This window comes from Wolbachia endosymbiont (group A) of Pogonocherus hispidulus (assembly GCF_964028195.1).
Classification (GTDB): Bacteria; Pseudomonadota; Alphaproteobacteria; order Rickettsiales; family Anaplasmataceae; genus Wolbachia.
Genome location: NZ_OZ034750.1, coordinates 306230 through 325081 on the forward strand (window position 1 = coordinate 306230; position 18852 = coordinate 325081).

Consider the following 18852-nt stretch of genomic DNA (forward strand, 5'->3'; position numbering starts at 1 on the left):
GGAACAAATCATAAAAAAGCAGAATCAACAGCTTGACGGAAAGACTGAAAAATAGGGATATTTTTTCTAGCTCTGTTCTTTATAGCAAACCAATGATGCTCAATTTCGTTAAAGTCTGGAGAATATGGAGGAAGATAAAGAATTTCAGCACCTACTCCTTTAGCAAGATCATCGATTTTTTTAGATTTATGGAAAGCAGCGTTATCAAGAATTACAGTTTGGCCAGACCTTAAAATTGGAGTCAAAAACTGCTCAAACCAAGCCTCAAAAACATCCTTGTTGCAGTATCCCTCAAAGGTCAATGGAGCAATGATTTTCTTTTTATTTAGAGCTGCAATCATACTGACGCGCTGAGTTTTTTTACCTGATTTTAGTGAATGAAACCTCTCTCCTTTTCTGCAATATCCGTATGGGTAGTCTTCTGTATTGTCTATCCCAGATTCGTCAATATATACAAGATTTTCAGGATATTTTGTTGCTATAACCTTTGCAAATTGAGCTCGCCTTTCTTCATTTCTTTCTTTATATCCGTAGATCTTTTTTTCTTGTAAAGCCAATATTTTTAAGTGCGCGGTGAATCGTTTGTCGACTGATATTGCCCCAGAGTTTAGCCATCTCTGACTGAGTTTTGCCACCATGGTTTTTTGCAAATTCGGTGAAGACATTCCAGTCGGTAATTTTATGGTTATATCCTACGCTTCCAGGCTTTTTTGACTGAAAATCTCCTGTTTCCTCGCGCCTTTTCTGCCACTCATATAAAGTCGTTTTTCCAATTTTAAATCTCTTGGCAACAGTTGCTCTACTTTCTCCCTCATCCAATGCTTCCATTGCTTTTTTCCTTAAGTCATAACTATACGCTGCTGGCATACAAACCCCACTACCATAAATCCATATCTTACCTTATTTGGATTATTATGAGAAGAGCTATAATTCCGTCATACTAAATGCTGGATTTGTAAATGGATTTTGCATGTTTTTCCCCTTTAGTGTTTTAAGTTGGTTTTGCTCTTCAGTTGAGCAGTTTTAAACTCCCTTACGAATGATGATGCCCCGTGCTTCAAGTTGCTTTATTGCTGCAGCTTTTTGCTCCTCAGTGATATTTCCTGGCCACACCACTGCATGATCTGCTAGCATCGCTATACGTGTAATGATTACTGCTTTGGTGGTTTCCGTTGCATTTACATCACTTGTTATTACACCTATTGCTGTTTGCGTGCCATCTGTCGCTGCTAAGTTTATAATCTTAATTAGATCATCTTTATCACGACCAACAATTGTACCAAGCTTAAGATTCTGCCCTTTTGCTACTGTTATTTGGTCTCTTGAATATAGATTTGATGCCTCATACTTTAATAGGTCACCAAGGTTATTTTGTTCAGTTATACAACTCATAAATGTTTCTCCTTAATTGTTTTACCGCCGCTTTTGTTAGTGTTATATATGGCGGTTGTTTTACCGCGGCGTTTATTATTGCTATATTCCGCGGTAAAAGATAGATTGCTTATAATTGGCTATTCTGGCGTGTTTTGGCTACCTGCATCATTAAATCTTCTGATGAACTTTGTGGTATTGTGCTCAGTATCTCCGTCTTCTTCGTTCTCTCCGCCAGTATCGACATTAATATCTCTTGCGCTTGTTTGGCATTTACATCCTGCTCAATAAATTCTCCTATTTTCTCTGGCATCTTTGATAAATTACATAATCTTATTACCTCTAATACTTCCTTGCGGCAGCTCTCGTACCCTAAACATCTTCCTTGTTCAATTAGATCATCAATATCTATTGCTTGTTCTTTTATCTCAACTTTGTTCATACTATTACTCCTATAATTATCAATAAATTCTGAAAACGTTGTAATTCCATCAGCAAGACCTATCTCCATTGCTTTCTCACCAAAATATAGCCCTGCTTCCGTTGATTTGATTTTTTCCGTGGACAAATTTCTGTTTCGTGCTACGAGCTGGACAAACATCTCATATAGGCGATCTACTTCCTCTTGTAAGCTTTCCAGACTTTCTGATGTTATTGGCTCATGTGGGTTTAAATCGTTTTTTCGACTTCCTGCAAATACTGTGGTATATTTTATTCCCTGTTTTTCATCAAACCCACTTTGATCTATATGACTTGCTATTACTCCTATACTTCCAACTCCTGAAGTTCTCGTTACCAATACTTTTTCAGCACTTGACGCTATCGCATACGCTGCAGAATATGCATCATCATTTGCTATCGCCACAATTCTCTTTTTTGTCCTTGCTTCGTAAATAAAGTCCGAAAGGTCGAATAAACCGTTTACTTCTCCTCCAGGGCTGTCTATATCTAAAATTATTGTTTCTACTTCTTCATCTATTAAAGCTTCTTCTATCTCTTCACGTATCTTCTCATATGATGTCATTCCTAAAATATCGTCAAAAGCTTCTGAATTCTTCGTTAAGATTCCATGTATTGGTATGACTGCTATTCCCTTTTTATTATTTCTTACTGCGTGTTTTATGTTTTTAAACGTGGGATGCTTTCCGGCATGTAATGACAATAGATCAAAACTTCTTTGCTCCATCATTACCGGTCTATTCAGCCACATTGCTTGTTGTTTCATGTCATTTCCGCAAAACTACTTTGTACATCAGAATCAAAACTTAAGCCCAATTCACTCGCACGTCTTTGATCTTCGGCAATTTCTTGGTCTATTTCCTCTACATCATAACCCAGTTCTGAAACCACTTCTGACCTGCTCTTAAACCCATTCCTTACCGCCATTTGCTGTGCTTGCTGGTCTTTTAGCGGATCTACGTAAGCACACCCTTGCGGTATCCATTTTACCTCTTTTGCTGTTTCTTTTGCCCAATTTTCACCTATGTCCAGTTCTCCAGATAGTATTGCTAATTCTAGCCACCTATTCCATACTGGCCGGCAAAGCTGAAATACTACCACGTTATGCTGTAACATCGCGCACTTCCTACGAAACTCTATTAACCCAGCTCTTATTGATGAATAATTGACACCACTTAGATCTCCTGTTAGCTGCTCGTAAGTTATCCCTGTGCCTACTGCTATTGCCCTGAGTTGCTGTTTCATGAATGCTTCATAACTTCCCCCAACGTCTGATGGTTCCGAGAACTTAATATCTTCTCCGGGATCAAGTAATTGCATAGTCCCAGGTTCTAAGCCTGACAGCGCTACTCCATGTTCATTACTCTCTCCTTCTCCCATGATGTTCGCTTCAGGATCAAGTCTGGTAATAAACCCTGCAAACATTGCTGCTGTCTTTTTTCGTACTAATTCTGCATCATCATATTGATCTAGTTCATAGAGCTTTAACAGTACACTGGACAACCATGGTACTCCTCGAATCTGCCCAGGTCTTAGTGGTCTATAGATATGTAAAACATCGTTTGCTGGTACTCTAACTGACTCTCCAAATGATCCTTCACCCGGATGTTCTCGAAAAAGGTAATACGCTTCTCTTTGCCCAAGTCGGTTAAATTCAATCCCGTTTCTAATTACATTACCATTGGCAAGGGTTTGATTGCTCTTATTGTCTAAATGCTCTGACTCAAGTACTTGTAATTGCAACGGCACACAAAGACCATCTTCTCGTTTTCTTGTCCGGAGTCTTACAAAACATTCTCCTCCTTGTATCTTGAAAAAAGCATCTAATGTTTTAAGCTTAAGCGTTAGGTGGAGAAGGGAAGAACTCTGTTCTCCTCCTTAGATATAAAATCTGTACTGAAGATAAGAGTTCCCTTCTCAAAAGTAAAGCAGTTGTGTTAAAAGTCAATAGAAAAATGAAAAATATCAAAGAAATTTAGCCCGTTAAATATAATGTGCTCTTCAATGTATTTTTACATAATATAAGCTATAACTCTTAATTGATGTAGCTGTGTATAAGTACTTATAGTTTATGTGGGCGTACTTATCCACAGCTACACTAACTTACTAGAGAAGTAGACTTAGGGCTATATTCCTCAGTGAACACTCTACCGTCTCTTACCAAGGAGTTAGCAAGTAAAAGTAACTTTCTCATAGCAGCGGTAGAAGCAACTTTATATGGTTTTTTATATTGATTATACAACCTATCAAAAAAAGTTTTTATGTAAGAATTCCATTCCCGCGCACTAAGAATACACATATACAAAACTGTTCTAATTTGTGACCTACCGCCTTGAATACACCTTTTTCCTTTACTAAAACCACTGTCTCGATTAAAAGGTGCAACCCCGGCAAGGCTGGATATTTGCTTTTCTTGAAGCGTCCCTAGTTCTGGTAGATAACAAATCATAGTAATAGCTGTGATTTTACTTGCACCTGGTATACTAGTTATTGATATGTATTTTCTTTTAAGCTCTTGACTTTGATCAATCAACTCCATCATCTCATCTTCTAAGGCTTGGATTTGATTTTGTAAAATGGCAAGTAGCTCTTCCATTTGTTTTATTATGGATATATCAGTTACCTGGTAAGCTTGGGTTTTTTGTATTTTTGCTATTTCTACAAGTTGATTTCTACGAGATAGCTTTTGCCTCAAACAATCAACATTACTAACTTTTAAAGGAGTAACACGCATATCTGTATTATTAATATAACGTGAGATGATACTACAGTCTATTTTATCGGTTTTAGTAGCAACGCCAAGGCTTTTTGCATAATCTCTAACCCATCTAGGTTGAATAACATATACCTCAAAACCATTGCTTAGTAAAGTATAGGCACATAATTTTTCATATCCACCTGTTGCTTCAAGACCAACTTTGCTTACATTATGCAAACGTAAAAAGTCGAGTATTTGATCAATAGCTTGCACGTTATTTTCAAATACTTTATGATATCCAAGTGGATGGATATGAATATCAAGTTTAGCTTTGCTAACATCAATGCCAGCAATAATATTTGATGAATTCATAATTCCTCCGTAAATGTTGATAAACAATATATACTGTATTTTCCACCCTTATATACGAGTCTAAAAACTCAATCAGTTGTTCGGAACTTCAGTATAAACCAGAGAAGAAAACCTTGCTATACTACGGTCCTTATGACCAAGACTGGACACGGTTCCTCTTCTCTGTATGTCTTTACATTACTACTTTGTAGTACTTATAAAAACCTATTTTTAACATATAAGACTATAAGTTAAATGCAGGAAATGTTGATTGGTCATTACCTGGCAAAGAACCAGCTCCTGGAAGTAGTTATCAAATCACTTACCGCTGTCGCACTCATGTAAGCCCTGAAGATATAAGTGAAGAGGGATGTAAAGTAAGAGGTGCCGTTGATAACAGCTTGGTTCTGATTGATTACACCTGGAAAATGCCCCGCTTTGATTTAATTACTATAGATGCAAAAGGCGCAATAAGAAGGATAAAAGGCATAGCTCACCCTTGGCGACCATCGATGCCTAAAGCACCTTCTGGACAACTTTTGCTCTGCTACATTCATCAGACGTGGAAAAAAGGCGAAGGGGTAAAAATAGTGAATAATGCTATTCATGCTGTACCGATGAATGAGCTTGAAGCAATGAAAAAAGGAATAAATGATCTTTATGCACTTGTTGCACAGGAGCGTTTACGCAATGATGCAAATTCAAGAGAACCTACCACCAAAAAAGGAGTATTTGTTGATTCATTCTTTGATGATGATATGCGTGATCAAGGAATTTCGCAGTCTGCAGCGATAGTAAACAAGGAATTAATTTTACCTATAGATGTGGAAATTATTGATGTTGAAAGAGGTAAAGAACCTCATTTGTTGCCGTATGAACTTGAGCCGGTACTAGAACAGCTCTTACAGACTAAAGGAGAAAGAATTAATCCGTATCAAGCTTTTGATCCAGTTCCGGCACAAATTACTCTAAATAAAAATATAGACCACTGGACGGAGGTTACCACGAATTGGAAAAGTCCAATAACCAGAGCATTTAATGTTAAAGAAACAACAGAGCTGATGTCAAGTACTTCATATGAAGCTGAATTTATGAGAGAAGCAGTACAGAATTTTGAAATTGAAGGTTTTGAGCCAGGTGAAAGGCTTAAGGAGGTAAAGTTTGATGGTGTTGTCATTCAGCCTACTGCATAAGAGGTAAAAAAATATGCTCACAACTAACAACCAGGGAAAATTAAAGGGAAAGATAAAAATCCCAGCAAATATTCCAGCAGGTACTAAATTAGTACAGTTTTACGGGGATAAAGGAAGCTATGGAGAAGCAACGTATACTGGTAAAAAAACAATTACCATAGAGGAAAGAAGAAGAGTTATCGCAGCAAGAAGAGTTGATCCTTTAGCGCAAACATTTACTCTAAATGAAAGTAGGCACATAGAAGGCGTGGAGCTATGGTTTGTAAATAAAGGCAAAAAACGTGTTGTTGTGCAGATTAGAGAAACAGCAGTGGGAATGCCCTCGCAAACTGTCATTGCTGAAAGTTATATTGAGCCGAAAGATATAAAAGTAGATGGCACAGCAACACGTATAGAATGGCCACCAGTGTTTTGCCATGCAGGACAAGAGTATGCAATAGTACTGCTTACTGATGATCCTTGTACTGAAATAAAGGTAGCAGAGCTTGGCAAATATGATGCAGTAAATAGCCGTTGGGTAACAAGTCAGCCATATCAAGTAGGAGTATTACTTTCATCTAGCAATGCAAGCACCTGGACTCCACATCAAAATTTAGATTTAACGTTTCGACTACTAGCTGCAAAATTTAGCGAAAATTCTCACGTTATTGATCTTGGCAAAGTTACAGCAACCAATACTTCAGATTTAATTGTTTTGACAAACGTCGAAAAAGTAGCATTTGATACCAATGTAGAATTTATCTTAATAGATGAAGAGGGAAAAGAAAATTTTCTATCTGATAACTTGCCGCTCGCGCTGCGTGAAAGACTATCTGGAGAGTTAACAGTAAAGGCAAATTTAAAAGGGTCAAAAGAAAGAAGTCCTGTTCTCTATCCTGGGTTACAGCTAGTTCTAGGTAATCTTTCAGAGTCTGGAGATTATGTTACAAGAAGCATTACAGCAGGAGCTAACACTAAAATTACCATAACGTATGATGCGCTAATACCTGGCACTGCAGATGTAAAAGCATATGTAGAACAAAGCGCCAAAGGATGGCAATTAGTAAATTTAACATCAGGAAAACCAATAGGGGAAAATTGGGTAGAGAGAACTCATGTGCTATCAAACTTTAACGCCAATGAGACAAGGATAAAATTGGTTTTAAGTGGAACAGTTGTCTATCGGCCAAAAGTCAAAAATCTACGAATCATTGTCACGTAGCAGAATGTCAGATGATAAAACAAGCAGAGGATATCCTTTGCCACACCCAGAGAATATTGCAGTGGAAGATGTAGTACGTATTCGCAAAGCGATAGAAAAAATAGATGAAGATATGAGTGAGAGAGAAAATGAACTTAAGAGTAATTTTGAGCGGTTTAACTTTGAAACTTTTTTAAATTTTTGGGAATGAAAGAAGCAATAGAAGTATTACACCAAAGGATAAAGGATTTAGCAGTAAGTAGCACACCTGATCAACTGGCATATCTTGCAAAATCACTGGAATTGATAGCAGATAAAAAAGCTATTTCTGACATTGTGCAAATGACTGAAGTAAAAGGAATAATTGATGCACTACAAAAAAGACTTAAGGATTTAGCAGCAAATAGTACACCAGATCAGCTTGCATATCTTGCTAAAGCATTGGAATCAATAGTCGACAAAAGTGCGGTTTCTGAAATTGTGCAGATGACTGATGGTAAGCTAAAAGAACTTCTTGATAGTGCAAAAAAACACCTAAATGATATAAACAGCAATAAAACAAACTCAATATCAGCAATAACTGCAGTAAAAACAGAGTCTGTTAATGAAATCAACAAGCTTAGGGATAATTCCTTAAATACTTTAAAAGCATCATCAGATTCACATATATCGCTACTTGATACGAGAAAGAATGCCAATATTGCAGCAATAAATAGCATTAGTAATAGTCATAAAGATGGTCTTAAAGGTTTAGTAGAAGATTTTCGTGCTGTTAATAATGTACCATCTGGCTCATCAATTATTAGGGAAATAGAAACTCATGATAACCAATTAAAAACATCCCTTATAAACGAGATAAAAACTAGAGATGATGAGCTGAAAGTGTCGCTTACACAAGAAATAAGAAAGCGCAATATGGTTGAACCAGGGTCATTACCTTTCTTATTTGGTGTACTTGGCAGAAAAAATAATTACTTTGGCCACGGAACTTTTACAACAGAGCTTGGAAGGTGGAGTAGTGATATAACAAAAACCGACTATATGTTGCAATTACTAGCAGGTAGCCATACATACGATACAGATTACGTTAGTTTTTATCGGCCAAGACAACTAAGTTTTATAGAGGGAAGTAAAGGAACATTTATTTACGGAGAGTTATGCACAAAAAGTTTTTCGGGTAGTTATGATGAGATATACTATTACCCATATGCTGCACTTGGAGTAGTATTTATAAAAAATACAACGAATATGAACATAAATAAAACAATAGAATTTGTTGGATCATCATACTCTAGTACGGAGTATGGGGGTGCAGGACTATTTGTGGGAACACCAGATAATACCAATTCTAATAAATCAAGAATTTCAAGAATAATATGGAAAAATGTTTACCAATACACGAGTTCTGATAGCAAGTTAGCTGGATCTGGTAATGTGGAAATTCCAGCAGGAAAAACAGTTGCAACATTACTTTACACATCATCTTACCTATGTTCCAGAACACAAGTCAGTCAAGGTATGCTTGCATCAAATTATGTATACAACTATGGTCAATTTATCCAGTGGGGAATATATAACATACGTAGCAATTTTCTAACCACAGGGCTTGAGGTGGATGTAGAGAGAACACTAAAGGCTTGGCAATGTCCAGGATTATCTGAAACTTATGAGCTCTGGAGGTAGCAAAGAATGCCAATTTATATTAGATTTGAAAATAACAAACAGATAGAAGTAACAGTACTTGAAAATAAGCCAACTGGGAATGATTGGTATGAAGCACCAAAGAATTTCGACTGGCAAAAAAGTTATTGTTTAACAGAAGGAGGAGAAATTGCTCAGTGTACTAAGGAGTTGCTGGATAATGCGAAGCTTTGTGCATTTGATAGTATGCGTTTTTATTATGATAGCTATATTAACCAATATGCAGGGAATTCTCACCAAAAAGCTAAATCTTATGAGATTCAAGCAGAAGCCGCAAAAAACATTCTAGCAGCACCAGAATCTATAAATAAAAAAGATGCAGCAATTATAGAGCCTTTAGCAAGAGTGAGAGGAATTTCAGTAGTAGAGATGGCAAAAATAATTCAAGAGAAGGCAAAAAAAGCAGTAAAAGAAATAATGAAATGTGAAGAATTGGAAGACATCGCCAAGAAGAAAATTAAAGAAGTCAAAAGTGAAGAAGAGCTACAGACTTTGCTCGATGATTTCAGGAAAAAAATGCAAGAAAGTTAAAAAGGGAAGAAATGCCAGAAGAATTTTTACACGGAGTAAAGGTTATTGAGGTAACCTCAGGAGCAAGATCAGTACGTACAGCTAAATCATCAGTGATAGGTGTAATTGGTACTGCCCCTGAAGCTGATGAGCAAAAATTTCCACTCAATAGTCCAGTATTAATAGCAGGAAGCTTAAAGGAAGCAGCAAAGCTTGGGAAAAGTGGAACACTACCTTCTGCAATAAACGGAATATTTTCCCAAATTGGTGCAACAGTAGTAGTTATTCGAGTTGAAGAAAGTGAAGCTATTCAAAATATAATTGGTGGAGTTGATGAAGAGACTGGAAAATATCAGGGAATTCAAGCATTCCTCAGCAGTGAAAGCATAATACATGTTGCCCCAAGAATACTAATTGCACCTCAGTTTACTCATCAATTGCCTGAATCTGAAAATCCTAAAAACCCAGTAGTAGCAGCTTTGATAGGAGTAGCAGAAAAGCTAAGGGCAATAATAGTTGCAGATGGACCAAATACCAATGATGAAGAAGCCATAAAATGGAGAAAAAGTGTAGGTAGCTCAAGAGTTTACGTTGTTGACCCATGGGTTAAGGTGTTTATTGAAGGAAAAGAAGAAATTTTGCCGTCTAGCCCATTTGTAGCTGGTTTAATAGCGAAAGTAGATAGCGAACAAGGATTTTGGCATTCACCTTCAAATAAAGAAATAAACGGTATTGTTGGCACAAGCAGGCCTATTGATTTTACGCTCGGTAATACAAATTGTAGAGCAAACCACTTAAATGAAAATGAAGTAACAACGATAATTCATCAAAATGGCTATAGGCTTTGGGGAAATAGAACATGTTCAAATGACTCAAAATGGGCTTTTCTGTCAGTGAGAAGGACTGCAGATTTAATCAACGATAGTCTACTTCGAGCTCATTTATGGGCAGTTGATCGCAATATTACCAAAACTTATATAGATGATGTGATTGAGGGGGTAAATTCTTATCTTGCAAATTTAAAAGCGCAAGGGGCGATTATTAGCGGAAAGTGTTATGCAACTCCAGAGCTCAATACACCAACAAATATTGCAAGCGGAAAAGTGTCTTTTGATTTTGAGTTCACGCCACCATATCCAGCTGAACAGATTACTTTCAGGTCACACCTTGTGAGTGGCGCAATATTGTAAAAGGAGAAAGAGAGATGCTACCAAAGATCCTAAAGAATTTTAACGTATTTGTTGATGGTCGTGGTTATGCAGGAAAAATAGATGAAGTAACCTTGCCAAAACTTACCATAAAAACAGAAGAATACAGAGCTGGTGGTATGGATATTCCAATAAATATTGATATGGGCATGGAAAAGCTTGAAGCAGATTTCACTTTTTCTGAATATGACTCTGAGCTCTTTAGACTTTTCGGATTGATAAACAATAATGCTGTTTCTCTTACTTTACGGGGAGGATTACATAACCATCCTGGAGGAAGTTTAGAACCATCAGAAGAAGATCAAGCAGTAACGAAGAGCTTAGCAGCAGCATGTAGTACTGTAAGCGTTAGATTATTTGATCATATTATCATCACAAGTAGTGGCTATTTTAGTTTTAGAGAAAACGGATTGTTATAGCAGAAAGTATTTGCAAATCTACTCACTATAATTTATAATGAGTAATAGAATGTATAATAACAAAGTTTATTGTACACTTAAAAAGTATTTTTAATATGAGGTTTATATGACTAGTAAAGATCAGAATAAAAAGACTAATGTTAATCACAAGAAAATATTTGGTGCTCTTGAAAGCGTTGATATAGAGCAGTCTAAATTTGTGAGTAAAATTAATCACCAGAAGGAGATAAACCGGGAGACTTCCCCTAGCAGAAACATTCAAATCAACTACGGGAAAAGCCTTGACTATGTTTATGGAACAAAACCTTTAAATGATCAAGCAGAAGATTTAAATCCATTTGCTTCAGCTTTGCAAAAAATAAAGCCAAGTGCAGAAAAGTTGAGCTGGCTTAAAAGTGCTGTGGTAAGAGCAAAAAGTCCAAATGAACTGCACAAGGTTGTAGACGAAGCACTAGCTGCTGGAGCAAGGCTAAATGCATGTAATGATGGGGAATGGAGTTTCGCAGAGTATGTAGTATTAGGTACACATTTTCATAAATTTGATAAGGTTGATCGTAAAAAGCTAATACGTAAATTAATGCTAAGCGGTGCAGAGTTTCATGATACTTTATTGGAGAATAAATTGATAGGTGAAATCTATAATGAGCTACAGCCAGAAGTTCAGCCACAGATAGATAGGCAACTAGAAGAACTGGAAAAAGCTGGCGAAAGTGCTGTTCAAGAAGGAGAATTAATAGATATCGAGATAGACAATACAACATCGTATATAGAGTTCTCTGAAAATAGTAAGATAGAAGTAGCCAAAATACTAGAAGCAAACAGAAAGTTAGGAAGTAATATTTTAAAAATTGGTAATGATGCAGTTGAGGTTAAAAGCGAGAAGGGAGGTACAAGAAATTACGTTGATGTATCAGGTGGAGGCTCTATTGTATTAGAATTTCCTACGAGCACTGGTAAGCTTAATATCATATTGTGCCATGATGTAAAAAAATATGATCAAGTACAAGTCAGAGTAGAAAACAAGGAAATGTGGGCTGAATTACAACAAATAGGGGAAGAAATTGGAAAAAATTGCCTTTTCGGGGGAGTAAAACTTAAAGAAGCAGTAGAGAAAGGTAGTTTCACTAGATGTGGCATATGGAGTGAAAAGCAGAAGGAAGTAAGTGAAAAATTGTTTTCATGGGTAGACAAAGTACGTGAAAATAGTAAAGAAACTTGTAGGGCACTTTAATTTAAAGGTTCCAGAGTCTGGCTATTATATCTGGAGCCTTTGAGCTATAATAGAAAATATTATATGCAAGGTTCTTTTTGTGGAAAAAAGTCTAGATTATAAAGTGGGAGAAAAATTAAAAAGCTGGAGGTTAGAGCGAGGGTACACTCAGAAAGATTTAGCAGAGAAAATTGGTGTAAAATACTGGGTGATATTGCAAAAGGAGCTTACTGGAATAGGAGCATGGAAAGTGGTAGTTTCTCTACCATGCCATACAATACGTATCTGCAAGCAATCACGCATGATTCGGTGTGCTACTACCTTATCAATCAGACAACGAACAAAAGATTTTCTTTGCTGACGTGACAGAACTGACTTATGCCAAATTTCTGGTAGTTTCTTACCTACATCTAAAAATATTGTTTTCAGTTCCTCGGATAATTGAGGAGTAGGTTTACTTGGATACTGACGTTCAAATGTAATTTCCGCTTGCTTGAGTTCATTCAATGCCTGTTCCCAACGTCTTTCAAGTTCTGCAGCTACAAGACGATTGTCAGGATCAACTTGATTAAATTGTCGTTCTGCCAATCTTACTTGGTATCTTAAGCGTTCTAATTGTTGTAAATGAGCTTTATTAATTTCTTGTTCAGATTGTAGCTGCGAGTTAATAGCCTTAGTATAAGCATCTAGCTCAATTTGACTAAGTGCTGCAAAAAATTTAGGAATTACTTCATTATCAATAATATCAGCAGGTAAAAACTGACATGAAGGGGAAAGATCACGTTGATGTTGGTAACTGCATTTATAATGATTTCCTCCTTTATACTGTACTATCATTTTGTGTCCACATTCTCCACAATAGATTATTCCATGTAATAATGCTGCACCTGGTCTAGCTATTCCACGTGTTCTACAGCGACGGTAATCCGCATGATTATCTTTAAGTATGATCTGAATCTTTGTAAAGGTTTCCCAATCTATGTAAGCTGGGTATTTATCTTTAATTAGAACTTTCCATTCTTCCATTGGTAGTCTTTTTGTTGTTTTATTAGCAGAAGATAGTTTGTGACGCGTAGTACAAGAACGACCATAAGCAAATGCTCCAGCATAAGCAGGGTTTTTGAGCATTGAGATAATTGCGTCAAAAGTTGGTTTTTTCCAATGCACTTCTTTAAAATTGTCATACCTAGGAATGGTAAGTTGGTTATTGTTAAAATACCTTACAACTTGTGCTGCTGTTCGTTTTTCTAGAAAAGTGTCAAAAACAAGCTTAATATGCTGCTGAACTTCAAGGTTAGGATCCTTACTCACGGAATCATCAATGTTACGAACGAAACCCACTGGAAGAGATAAGGCTAAATCTCCTCTGGTTGCCTTATTTACTAGTCCAGCATTTAGTCTGGCTCTTATAGTAGATAACTCCATTTCAGCAAGCTGTCCTTTCAGACCAAGTAACAACCGACCATTAATAGTACCAGGGTCATACACACCATCCCGATCAGCTATCAAACACTGTTTATAGCCACATATATCCAATAACGGATACCAATCAGAACAATTACGTGACAAACGAGTCACATCGTAGGATAGGATAATCCCTACCTTTGATAAAGTGACTTTAGCGAGAATCTCTTTATACCCTTCACGCTTTTCAGCACTAGCACCTGTTAAGCCGAGATCATTATCAATAACAACAATATTATCAGCTTTCCACCCAAGATCAATAGCTCTTTGTTTCAGCGCATACTGTAACTCCAAACTTTCTTGATTGCTCAGTGCTTGATGAGGTGTTGATTGTCTTATGTAAATTATCGCTTCGCGTGTTAAATGTTGTGCTGTAATTAGCTCTGATGTATTCATGGATGACCTCTTTGGACACTAATAATATGTTTTCTAAAATTTCTGATTTGAGACATTGCGGCATTTTTTTCCACACTCTATTTGGTTTACATGGCATAATTTATACTCCTTTGCTAAAGAAACAAATTCGTATAATGAATCCCATGTTAATTTACTTGTGAGAAAATCTTGCTTACTGGCTAAGTTGGTAGCAAGAAACGGGATACGCAGAATTATGTTATTACGATGAATAACAAATACATTACTACTACAATGGGCTCTTGAACTGATAAAGGATATAGGAAAAGTTCTGCCAAATAGCGGATGAGTTGGATCTGTAACTGTAATCTCTTTTTGGTTGTTGAATGGGGTATTAAGGTGGTTGATCGTGTGAAATTGCAACAGATGCTGCGTCAATCAGTAACCCTTGCTTTATTATTTCCCTCACATATAGAGGTACTCTATCTATAGTTCCACAATCTTGAATATACTCATATATTAAATGACCACTTCGATCTAAGTATACCACTCGTAAGCTTTCCTTTCTTGACTGCCCTATTGCTGCTTTAAAGTATTTTAATAGCTCCTCTCTGTTATCAAGAATCGACAGCTTTTTCAGCTTACCTTTTAATATCCTATCAAAAATCTCTTTCAGGCAAAAGATACTTGCTATTGCTCCATCGTCCATTCCTGTAACATTTTTTAGTTCATGAAAATCAGCATTAATTACCCTTCCTAAACTACTAAAGAGCTCCATTAGCCTTTTGGCAACTTCTCTTCCTTCTGTACACGCAGATAGATTATTCTCCAGTAGCTCATGGTCAAGCAAAGATCTACCTCTGCTTGATAGAATACGAGTTTCTAATTTCTCTCTTCTCTCACTATTATTCATAAAAACCTCCAAGATCAACATTATATACAAATTCAACGCCAGCTTTCTGACGCAGCAGTTCTCGAGGAATAACCCTTTTGAACTCTAAATTTGCAATGTTGTCCTTGTTGCTTGGGCACTGGGATGACACCGTCTGTTACGCAAATTACCTGCTAATTGCAATGTTCGTACAGCTGTGCGTCAGCTACTTGGATGACAGGAGAAAAAGGCACTGGGATGACAAGAGAATGAGGTACTAGATTCCAGCGTCACGCGCTGGAATGACACCATTTGCTGTACTTACAGCTCAACAATTTCAAAAAAATCTATCAAAAAGGAGGATTATCATGTCTACAATAGTTTTATCATCAATTTTTGGTCAAGTCGGCAGCATTTTTGGTCCAATTGGCCAGATTATCGGCTCAGAACTCGGTGCTCTTCTTGGTGCACAGCTAGATGGGGCAATGTTCGGCCTTGATGCCGAGCAAAAAGTAACGCATGGGGCGAGACTAAAAAATCTGCAAGTGCAAACCTCAACCTACGGTAGAACGATCCCAATTATCTATGGTACTGCTCGTGTTGCAGGGAACATTATTTGGTCACAGCCAATAAAAGAAGAGGCGATAACCACCAAAAGTAAAATTGGAAGAGGTATGAACGTTACATATAATTACTATGCAACGCTTGCAATTGCGATCTGCAAGGGGAAAGTAGAAAAATTAAACAGAATCTGGGCAGATACAACATCACTTAGCTTTGATGAAATAGATTATACTTTTTACCGCGGTACAGAAGACCAAAATCCTGATCCATTTATGTCGTCAATCGAAGGTGTGCCGGCTTATAGGGGAATATCTTACATAGTCATCAAGAATTTTCCTTTAGCAGACTATAATAACCGCGTTCCGGTATTCACATTTGAAGTGCAGACTATATTAAAGCCTAGCGGATTTTCAGTAGTAGAAAATATTCAGAATATCAATATAATACCAGGCTCAGGAGAGTTTGTATATGATACAAAAATACAGAAGAAAATCGCGCAAGAGAAAATAAGCAGCAACCAATATATCCCATATGGGCTGGCACAAAGGGTAAATCATAACAACCACACTAAAAAGAGCGATGCAGTGCTTTCTTTGGATCAATTAAAGGGAGATTTACCAAATGTTGAGTGGGTATCGGTAGTAGTCAATTGGTTTGTGAATGATCTGAACATTAAAGATTGTAAAATATACCCTGCAGTTGAATTTCAAGATGATTCCGCAATATTACCTGATGATTGGCAAGTAGGGGGTGTAACCAGAGATAATGCTCAGCTAATTTCAAAAGATGCGAGTGGAAACCCAAGGTATGGTGGCACAGTTAGTGATGCAGCGTTGATAAGATATATAGAAGAGTTACGCAGCAGAGGCTACAAGGTGATGCTCTATCCAATGCCCTTGCTTGACACAAAGAACAAAGAGTGGCGAGGAAAATTGAGCGGGACTCCTGGGGATATAAGTGATTTTTTTGAGAATCAATATAACAAATTTATAGAGCATTATGCAAGCATTGCCAAACAAACTAAAGTGGAAGGGTTTATCATCGGTTCTGAACTTGTGCGGCTTACCAAAATTAGAGATGAACAAGGTAATTACCCTGCCGTTATAGAGCTAGTTAAGCTTGCAAAGCGAATAAAACTTGATCTTGGAAAAGAAGTAACAGTTACCTACGCCGCAGATTGGAGCGAATACCATTCATATGATGGTTGGTATAATATGGATGAACTGTGGTCTTCACAGTTCATCGACGTTGTTGGCATAGATGCTTATTTTCCACTGACTGATGGTCCAGAGCCTCCTTTTGGTTATTCCGCGGAAGATGTAATGGGTGGTTGGAGCAGTGGAGTGGGGTATGATTATTTCTATGATTACTCAAAGATTGAGCCTGAAAAAGTAAAGTATAACGACAGCAGGTATGCGTGGAAAAATATAGAGAAATGGTGGAGTGAAGCTCACATAAACCCCGGTGGTAGTAAAACAAAATGGCAACCAAAAATGAAAAAAATATGGTTTACCGAGTATGGATTTCCCAGTATGAACGGCTGCACTAATGAGCCAAATGTGTTTGTTGACAAAGGCAGCATAGAGAGCAAATATCCACGATATTCAAACGGAGAGGTAAGCTTTCTTTCACAGAAAATTGCAATTGAAGGAACGCTAAAGAAGTGGCAAAGCTCAGAAATGGTAGAAAAAATGTTTCTCTGGGCATGGGATGCAAGGCCATTTCCTTACTTTCCCAATTTATGTGATGTGTGGGCTGACTGCCATAACTGGCAGACAGGACATTGGATTCAGGGAAAGCTTTTACAGCTTAATATTTCCGATGTTTTATCGGATCTATTACAAAAAGCAGGTTTAAAGAGCGATCAGTTTGATACAGGTGGCGTCAAAGGGTTATTGTCTGGATATGTGATAAACGACCAGCAACCCGTACGTTCTATTATTAAAATGCTGCAAAGTTGCTATTTTTTTGATGTGGTTGAACAGGACTCTAAACTGAAATTTATCCAAAAGGGCAGGGCAGTTACGACTGGAATACCAATTGGTGAAATGGTTTTCAATAACAGTTCAAAGTCGATGCAACTTGTTAATATTAGTCAGCTGGATTTAAACAATAAAGTTAACGTCGTTTATTTTAATCGCAATTTTGGCTATCCAATTGATGTTAAATATGCTAAGTTGCCAAAGCAAGGCACTGCTATAACAGTTGAAATACCGCTCATTATGGAGGAGGGGGAGGCGCAAAATATAGCTGAGGTTTTACTTTATTCTTCGTGGCAAGAGAGAAATATATACAATTTCAAGCTGCCGATAAAATATGCGTGGCTTGCGCCAAGTGATGTCATAACGATTTTAGACGGTGAGAAAAAGCATACGGTGAGAATTATAAAAACAAAATTTGAAAGCATGTCCATTCAAGTAATTGGCGTTGGTTATGATCACTCTATATATAAGCTTTCTTTTCCTTCAACAAGGTCACTTATGCTGAAGGAATACCCTCCTTCTCACATCAGCAAAACCATCGTAGAAATGATAGATTTACCGCATGTTAAAGGTAATAGCGCAAGCTTTACTTTAATTAATGAGGAAAAGAATTGGAAAGGAGCAACACTCTTTATTTCGTACAACGATAAGGATTATAAGCCTATCGCAAGCACAAATAAGCAGTCTACTTACGGATATGTAATGGAATCTACCGATGAGGGGCTTGTAATAGTATTACGTTTTGGTAAGCTGCTAGGAATTATCGATTCAAATTCAGCATTAATCGGAAAAGAGATAGTGAAATTCCAGAATGCTGAACTCATAGATAAAAATAAATACAAATTGAGTGATCTTACCAGAGGACAAAAAGGCACTAAAGATGCCACAGGTGAAAAATTTGTTCTACTTGATGATTCAATAATATCTTTCGAAGTGCAACCAGGAAAACAACTTTTCCTTAAAGCAGTGACTTATGGTGATTCATTAGATAACACGGAGGCAAAGGTCCTGAACAATTGATGCTCAGTATTTAAACTTAAACTTGAATAATTGAAGATAAGATATTGAAATTCAGGCTTTTTATGATTTTAGCTTAAGATTCCAGTGTCAAAGCACACAACTGTACGAACATTGTGATTTGAATCCATAAGGGAGGATGTCATCCAAGTAGCTCCTTTCTCGTCATCCAAGTAGCCTCCTTCTCCTGTCATCCCAGTGCCCTGACTACTTGGATCCAGAAAATTTAACTTTAAATAAGTGGCTGCATGCATAATAAAGACTAGATCCCAGTGTCTGGGCACTACCCTACTGGATAGA

General features: G+C 37.1%; 15 protein-coding genes and 3 pseudogenes. 10 read left to right on the plus strand and 8 right to left on the minus strand.

The window, feature by feature from the left end:
• Window positions 1–8: 8 nt before the first annotated feature.
• The 5 genes and pseudogenes from ABWU58_RS01465 to ABWU58_RS01485 all read right to left on the minus strand — a co-directional run bounded on the left by ABWU58_RS01465 (window position 9) and on the right by ABWU58_RS01485 (window position 4900).
• A protein-coding gene (locus ABWU58_RS01465) for an IS630 family transposase (RefSeq protein WP_353283380.1) occupies window positions 9–867 on the minus strand; the annotation gives its coding sequence in 2 pieces (ribosomal slippage) (window positions 9–543 and window positions 542–867; 861 coding nt in all).
• A 156-nt stretch (window positions 868–1023) separates the two neighbouring features.
• On the minus strand, window positions 1024–1392 hold the full coding sequence (locus ABWU58_RS01470; protein WP_341816895.1) for a head decoration protein: 369 nt from the start codon (window positions 1390–1392) through the stop codon (window positions 1024–1026).
• A 109-nt stretch (window positions 1393–1501) separates the two neighbouring features.
• Window positions 1502–2596, minus strand: coding sequence for a S49 family peptidase (locus ABWU58_RS01475; protein ID WP_353283381.1), 1095 nt, complete (start codon window positions 2594–2596; stop codon window positions 1502–1504).
• Window positions 2593–3639 (minus strand): annotated as a pseudogene (locus ABWU58_RS01480) (phage portal protein); the annotation flags it as partial. The gene ABWU58_RS01475 and the pseudogene ABWU58_RS01480, both read right to left, overlap by 4 nt.
• 289 nt (window positions 3640–3928) lie before the next feature.
• Complete coding sequence (locus ABWU58_RS01485) at window positions 3929–4900, minus strand: IS110 family transposase (protein ID WP_353282680.1); 972 nt, start codon at window positions 4898–4900, stop codon at window positions 3929–3931.
• A gap of 221 nt (window positions 4901–5121) precedes the next feature.
• On the opposite strand from ABWU58_RS01485, the pseudogene ABWU58_RS01490 reads away from it, so the two are divergent.
• The 9 genes and pseudogenes from ABWU58_RS01490 to ABWU58_RS01530 form a co-directional block, all read left to right on the plus strand.
• Window positions 5122–6072: pseudogene (locus ABWU58_RS01490) on the plus strand (DUF4815 domain-containing protein); the annotation flags it as partial.
• A gap of 13 nt (window positions 6073–6085) precedes the next feature.
• Entirely contained in the window at window positions 6086–7273 is a 1188-nt protein-coding gene (locus tag ABWU58_RS01495) for a hypothetical protein (RefSeq protein ID WP_353283382.1), read from the plus strand.
• 4 nt (window positions 7274–7277) lie between these two features.
• Window positions 7278–7463 (plus strand): hypothetical protein, encoded by a 186-nt coding sequence (locus tag ABWU58_RS01500; protein WP_015588504.1) that lies wholly within the window; start codon window positions 7278–7280, stop codon window positions 7461–7463.
• Window positions 7460–8935, plus strand: a complete 1476-nt coding sequence (locus ABWU58_RS01505) for a hypothetical protein (RefSeq protein WP_353283383.1) — start codon at window positions 7460–7462, stop codon at window positions 8933–8935. Before ABWU58_RS01500 ends, ABWU58_RS01505 begins: the two co-directional genes overlap by 4 nt.
• A 6-nt stretch (window positions 8936–8941) precedes the next feature.
• Window positions 8942–9484 carry a hypothetical protein gene (locus ABWU58_RS01510; RefSeq protein WP_353283384.1) on the plus strand — a complete coding sequence of 181 codons (543 nt, stop codon included), beginning with the start codon at window positions 8942–8944 and terminating at the stop codon, window positions 9482–9484.
• Window positions 9485–9495: 11 nt separating this feature from the next.
• On the plus strand, window positions 9496–10653 hold the full coding sequence (locus tag ABWU58_RS01515) for a phage tail sheath subtilisin-like domain-containing protein (RefSeq protein ID WP_353283385.1): 1158 nt from the start codon (window positions 9496–9498) through the stop codon (window positions 10651–10653).
• A 14-nt stretch (window positions 10654–10667) separates the two neighbouring features.
• Entirely contained in the window at window positions 10668–11090 is a 423-nt protein-coding gene (locus ABWU58_RS01520; protein WP_353283386.1) for a phage major tail tube protein, read from the plus strand.
• Between the two features lie 106 nt (window positions 11091–11196).
• Window positions 11197–12321: a hypothetical protein gene (locus tag ABWU58_RS01525; protein ID WP_353283387.1), complete on the plus strand. Its 1125-nt coding sequence runs from the start codon at window positions 11197–11199 to the stop codon at window positions 12319–12321.
• Between the two features lie 79 nt (window positions 12322–12400).
• A pseudogene (locus ABWU58_RS01530) lies at window positions 12401–12526 on the plus strand (helix-turn-helix domain-containing protein); the annotation flags it as partial.
• On the opposite strand, the gene ABWU58_RS01535 reads toward ABWU58_RS01530, so the two are convergent.
• Both ABWU58_RS01535 and ABWU58_RS01540 read right to left on the minus strand, forming a co-directional pair.
• Window positions 12469–14160: a recombinase family protein gene (locus tag ABWU58_RS01535; RefSeq protein WP_353283388.1), complete on the minus strand. Its 1692-nt coding sequence runs from the start codon at window positions 14158–14160 to the stop codon at window positions 12469–12471. The pseudogene ABWU58_RS01530 and the gene ABWU58_RS01535 overlap by 58 nt on opposite strands.
• 352 nt (window positions 14161–14512) lie before the next feature.
• Complete coding sequence (locus ABWU58_RS01540) at window positions 14513–15031, minus strand: JAB domain-containing protein (protein ID WP_353283389.1); 519 nt, start codon at window positions 15029–15031, stop codon at window positions 14513–14515.
• A 326-nt stretch (window positions 15032–15357) separates the two neighbouring features.
• Here ABWU58_RS01540 and ABWU58_RS01545 point away from each other — a divergent pair, with 326 nt between their 5' ends.
• On the plus strand, window positions 15358–18555 hold the full coding sequence (locus ABWU58_RS01545) for a glycoside hydrolase TIM-barrel-like domain-containing protein (protein ID WP_353283390.1): 3198 nt from the start codon (window positions 15358–15360) through the stop codon (window positions 18553–18555).
• Window positions 18556–18623: 68 nt separating this feature from the next.
• Here the strand turns inward: ABWU58_RS01545 and ABWU58_RS01550 are convergent, their stop codons facing one another.
• On the minus strand, window positions 18624–18806 hold the full coding sequence (locus tag ABWU58_RS01550; protein WP_353283391.1) for a hypothetical protein: 183 nt from the start codon (window positions 18804–18806) through the stop codon (window positions 18624–18626).
• Between the last annotated feature and the right edge of the window lie 46 nt (window positions 18807–18852).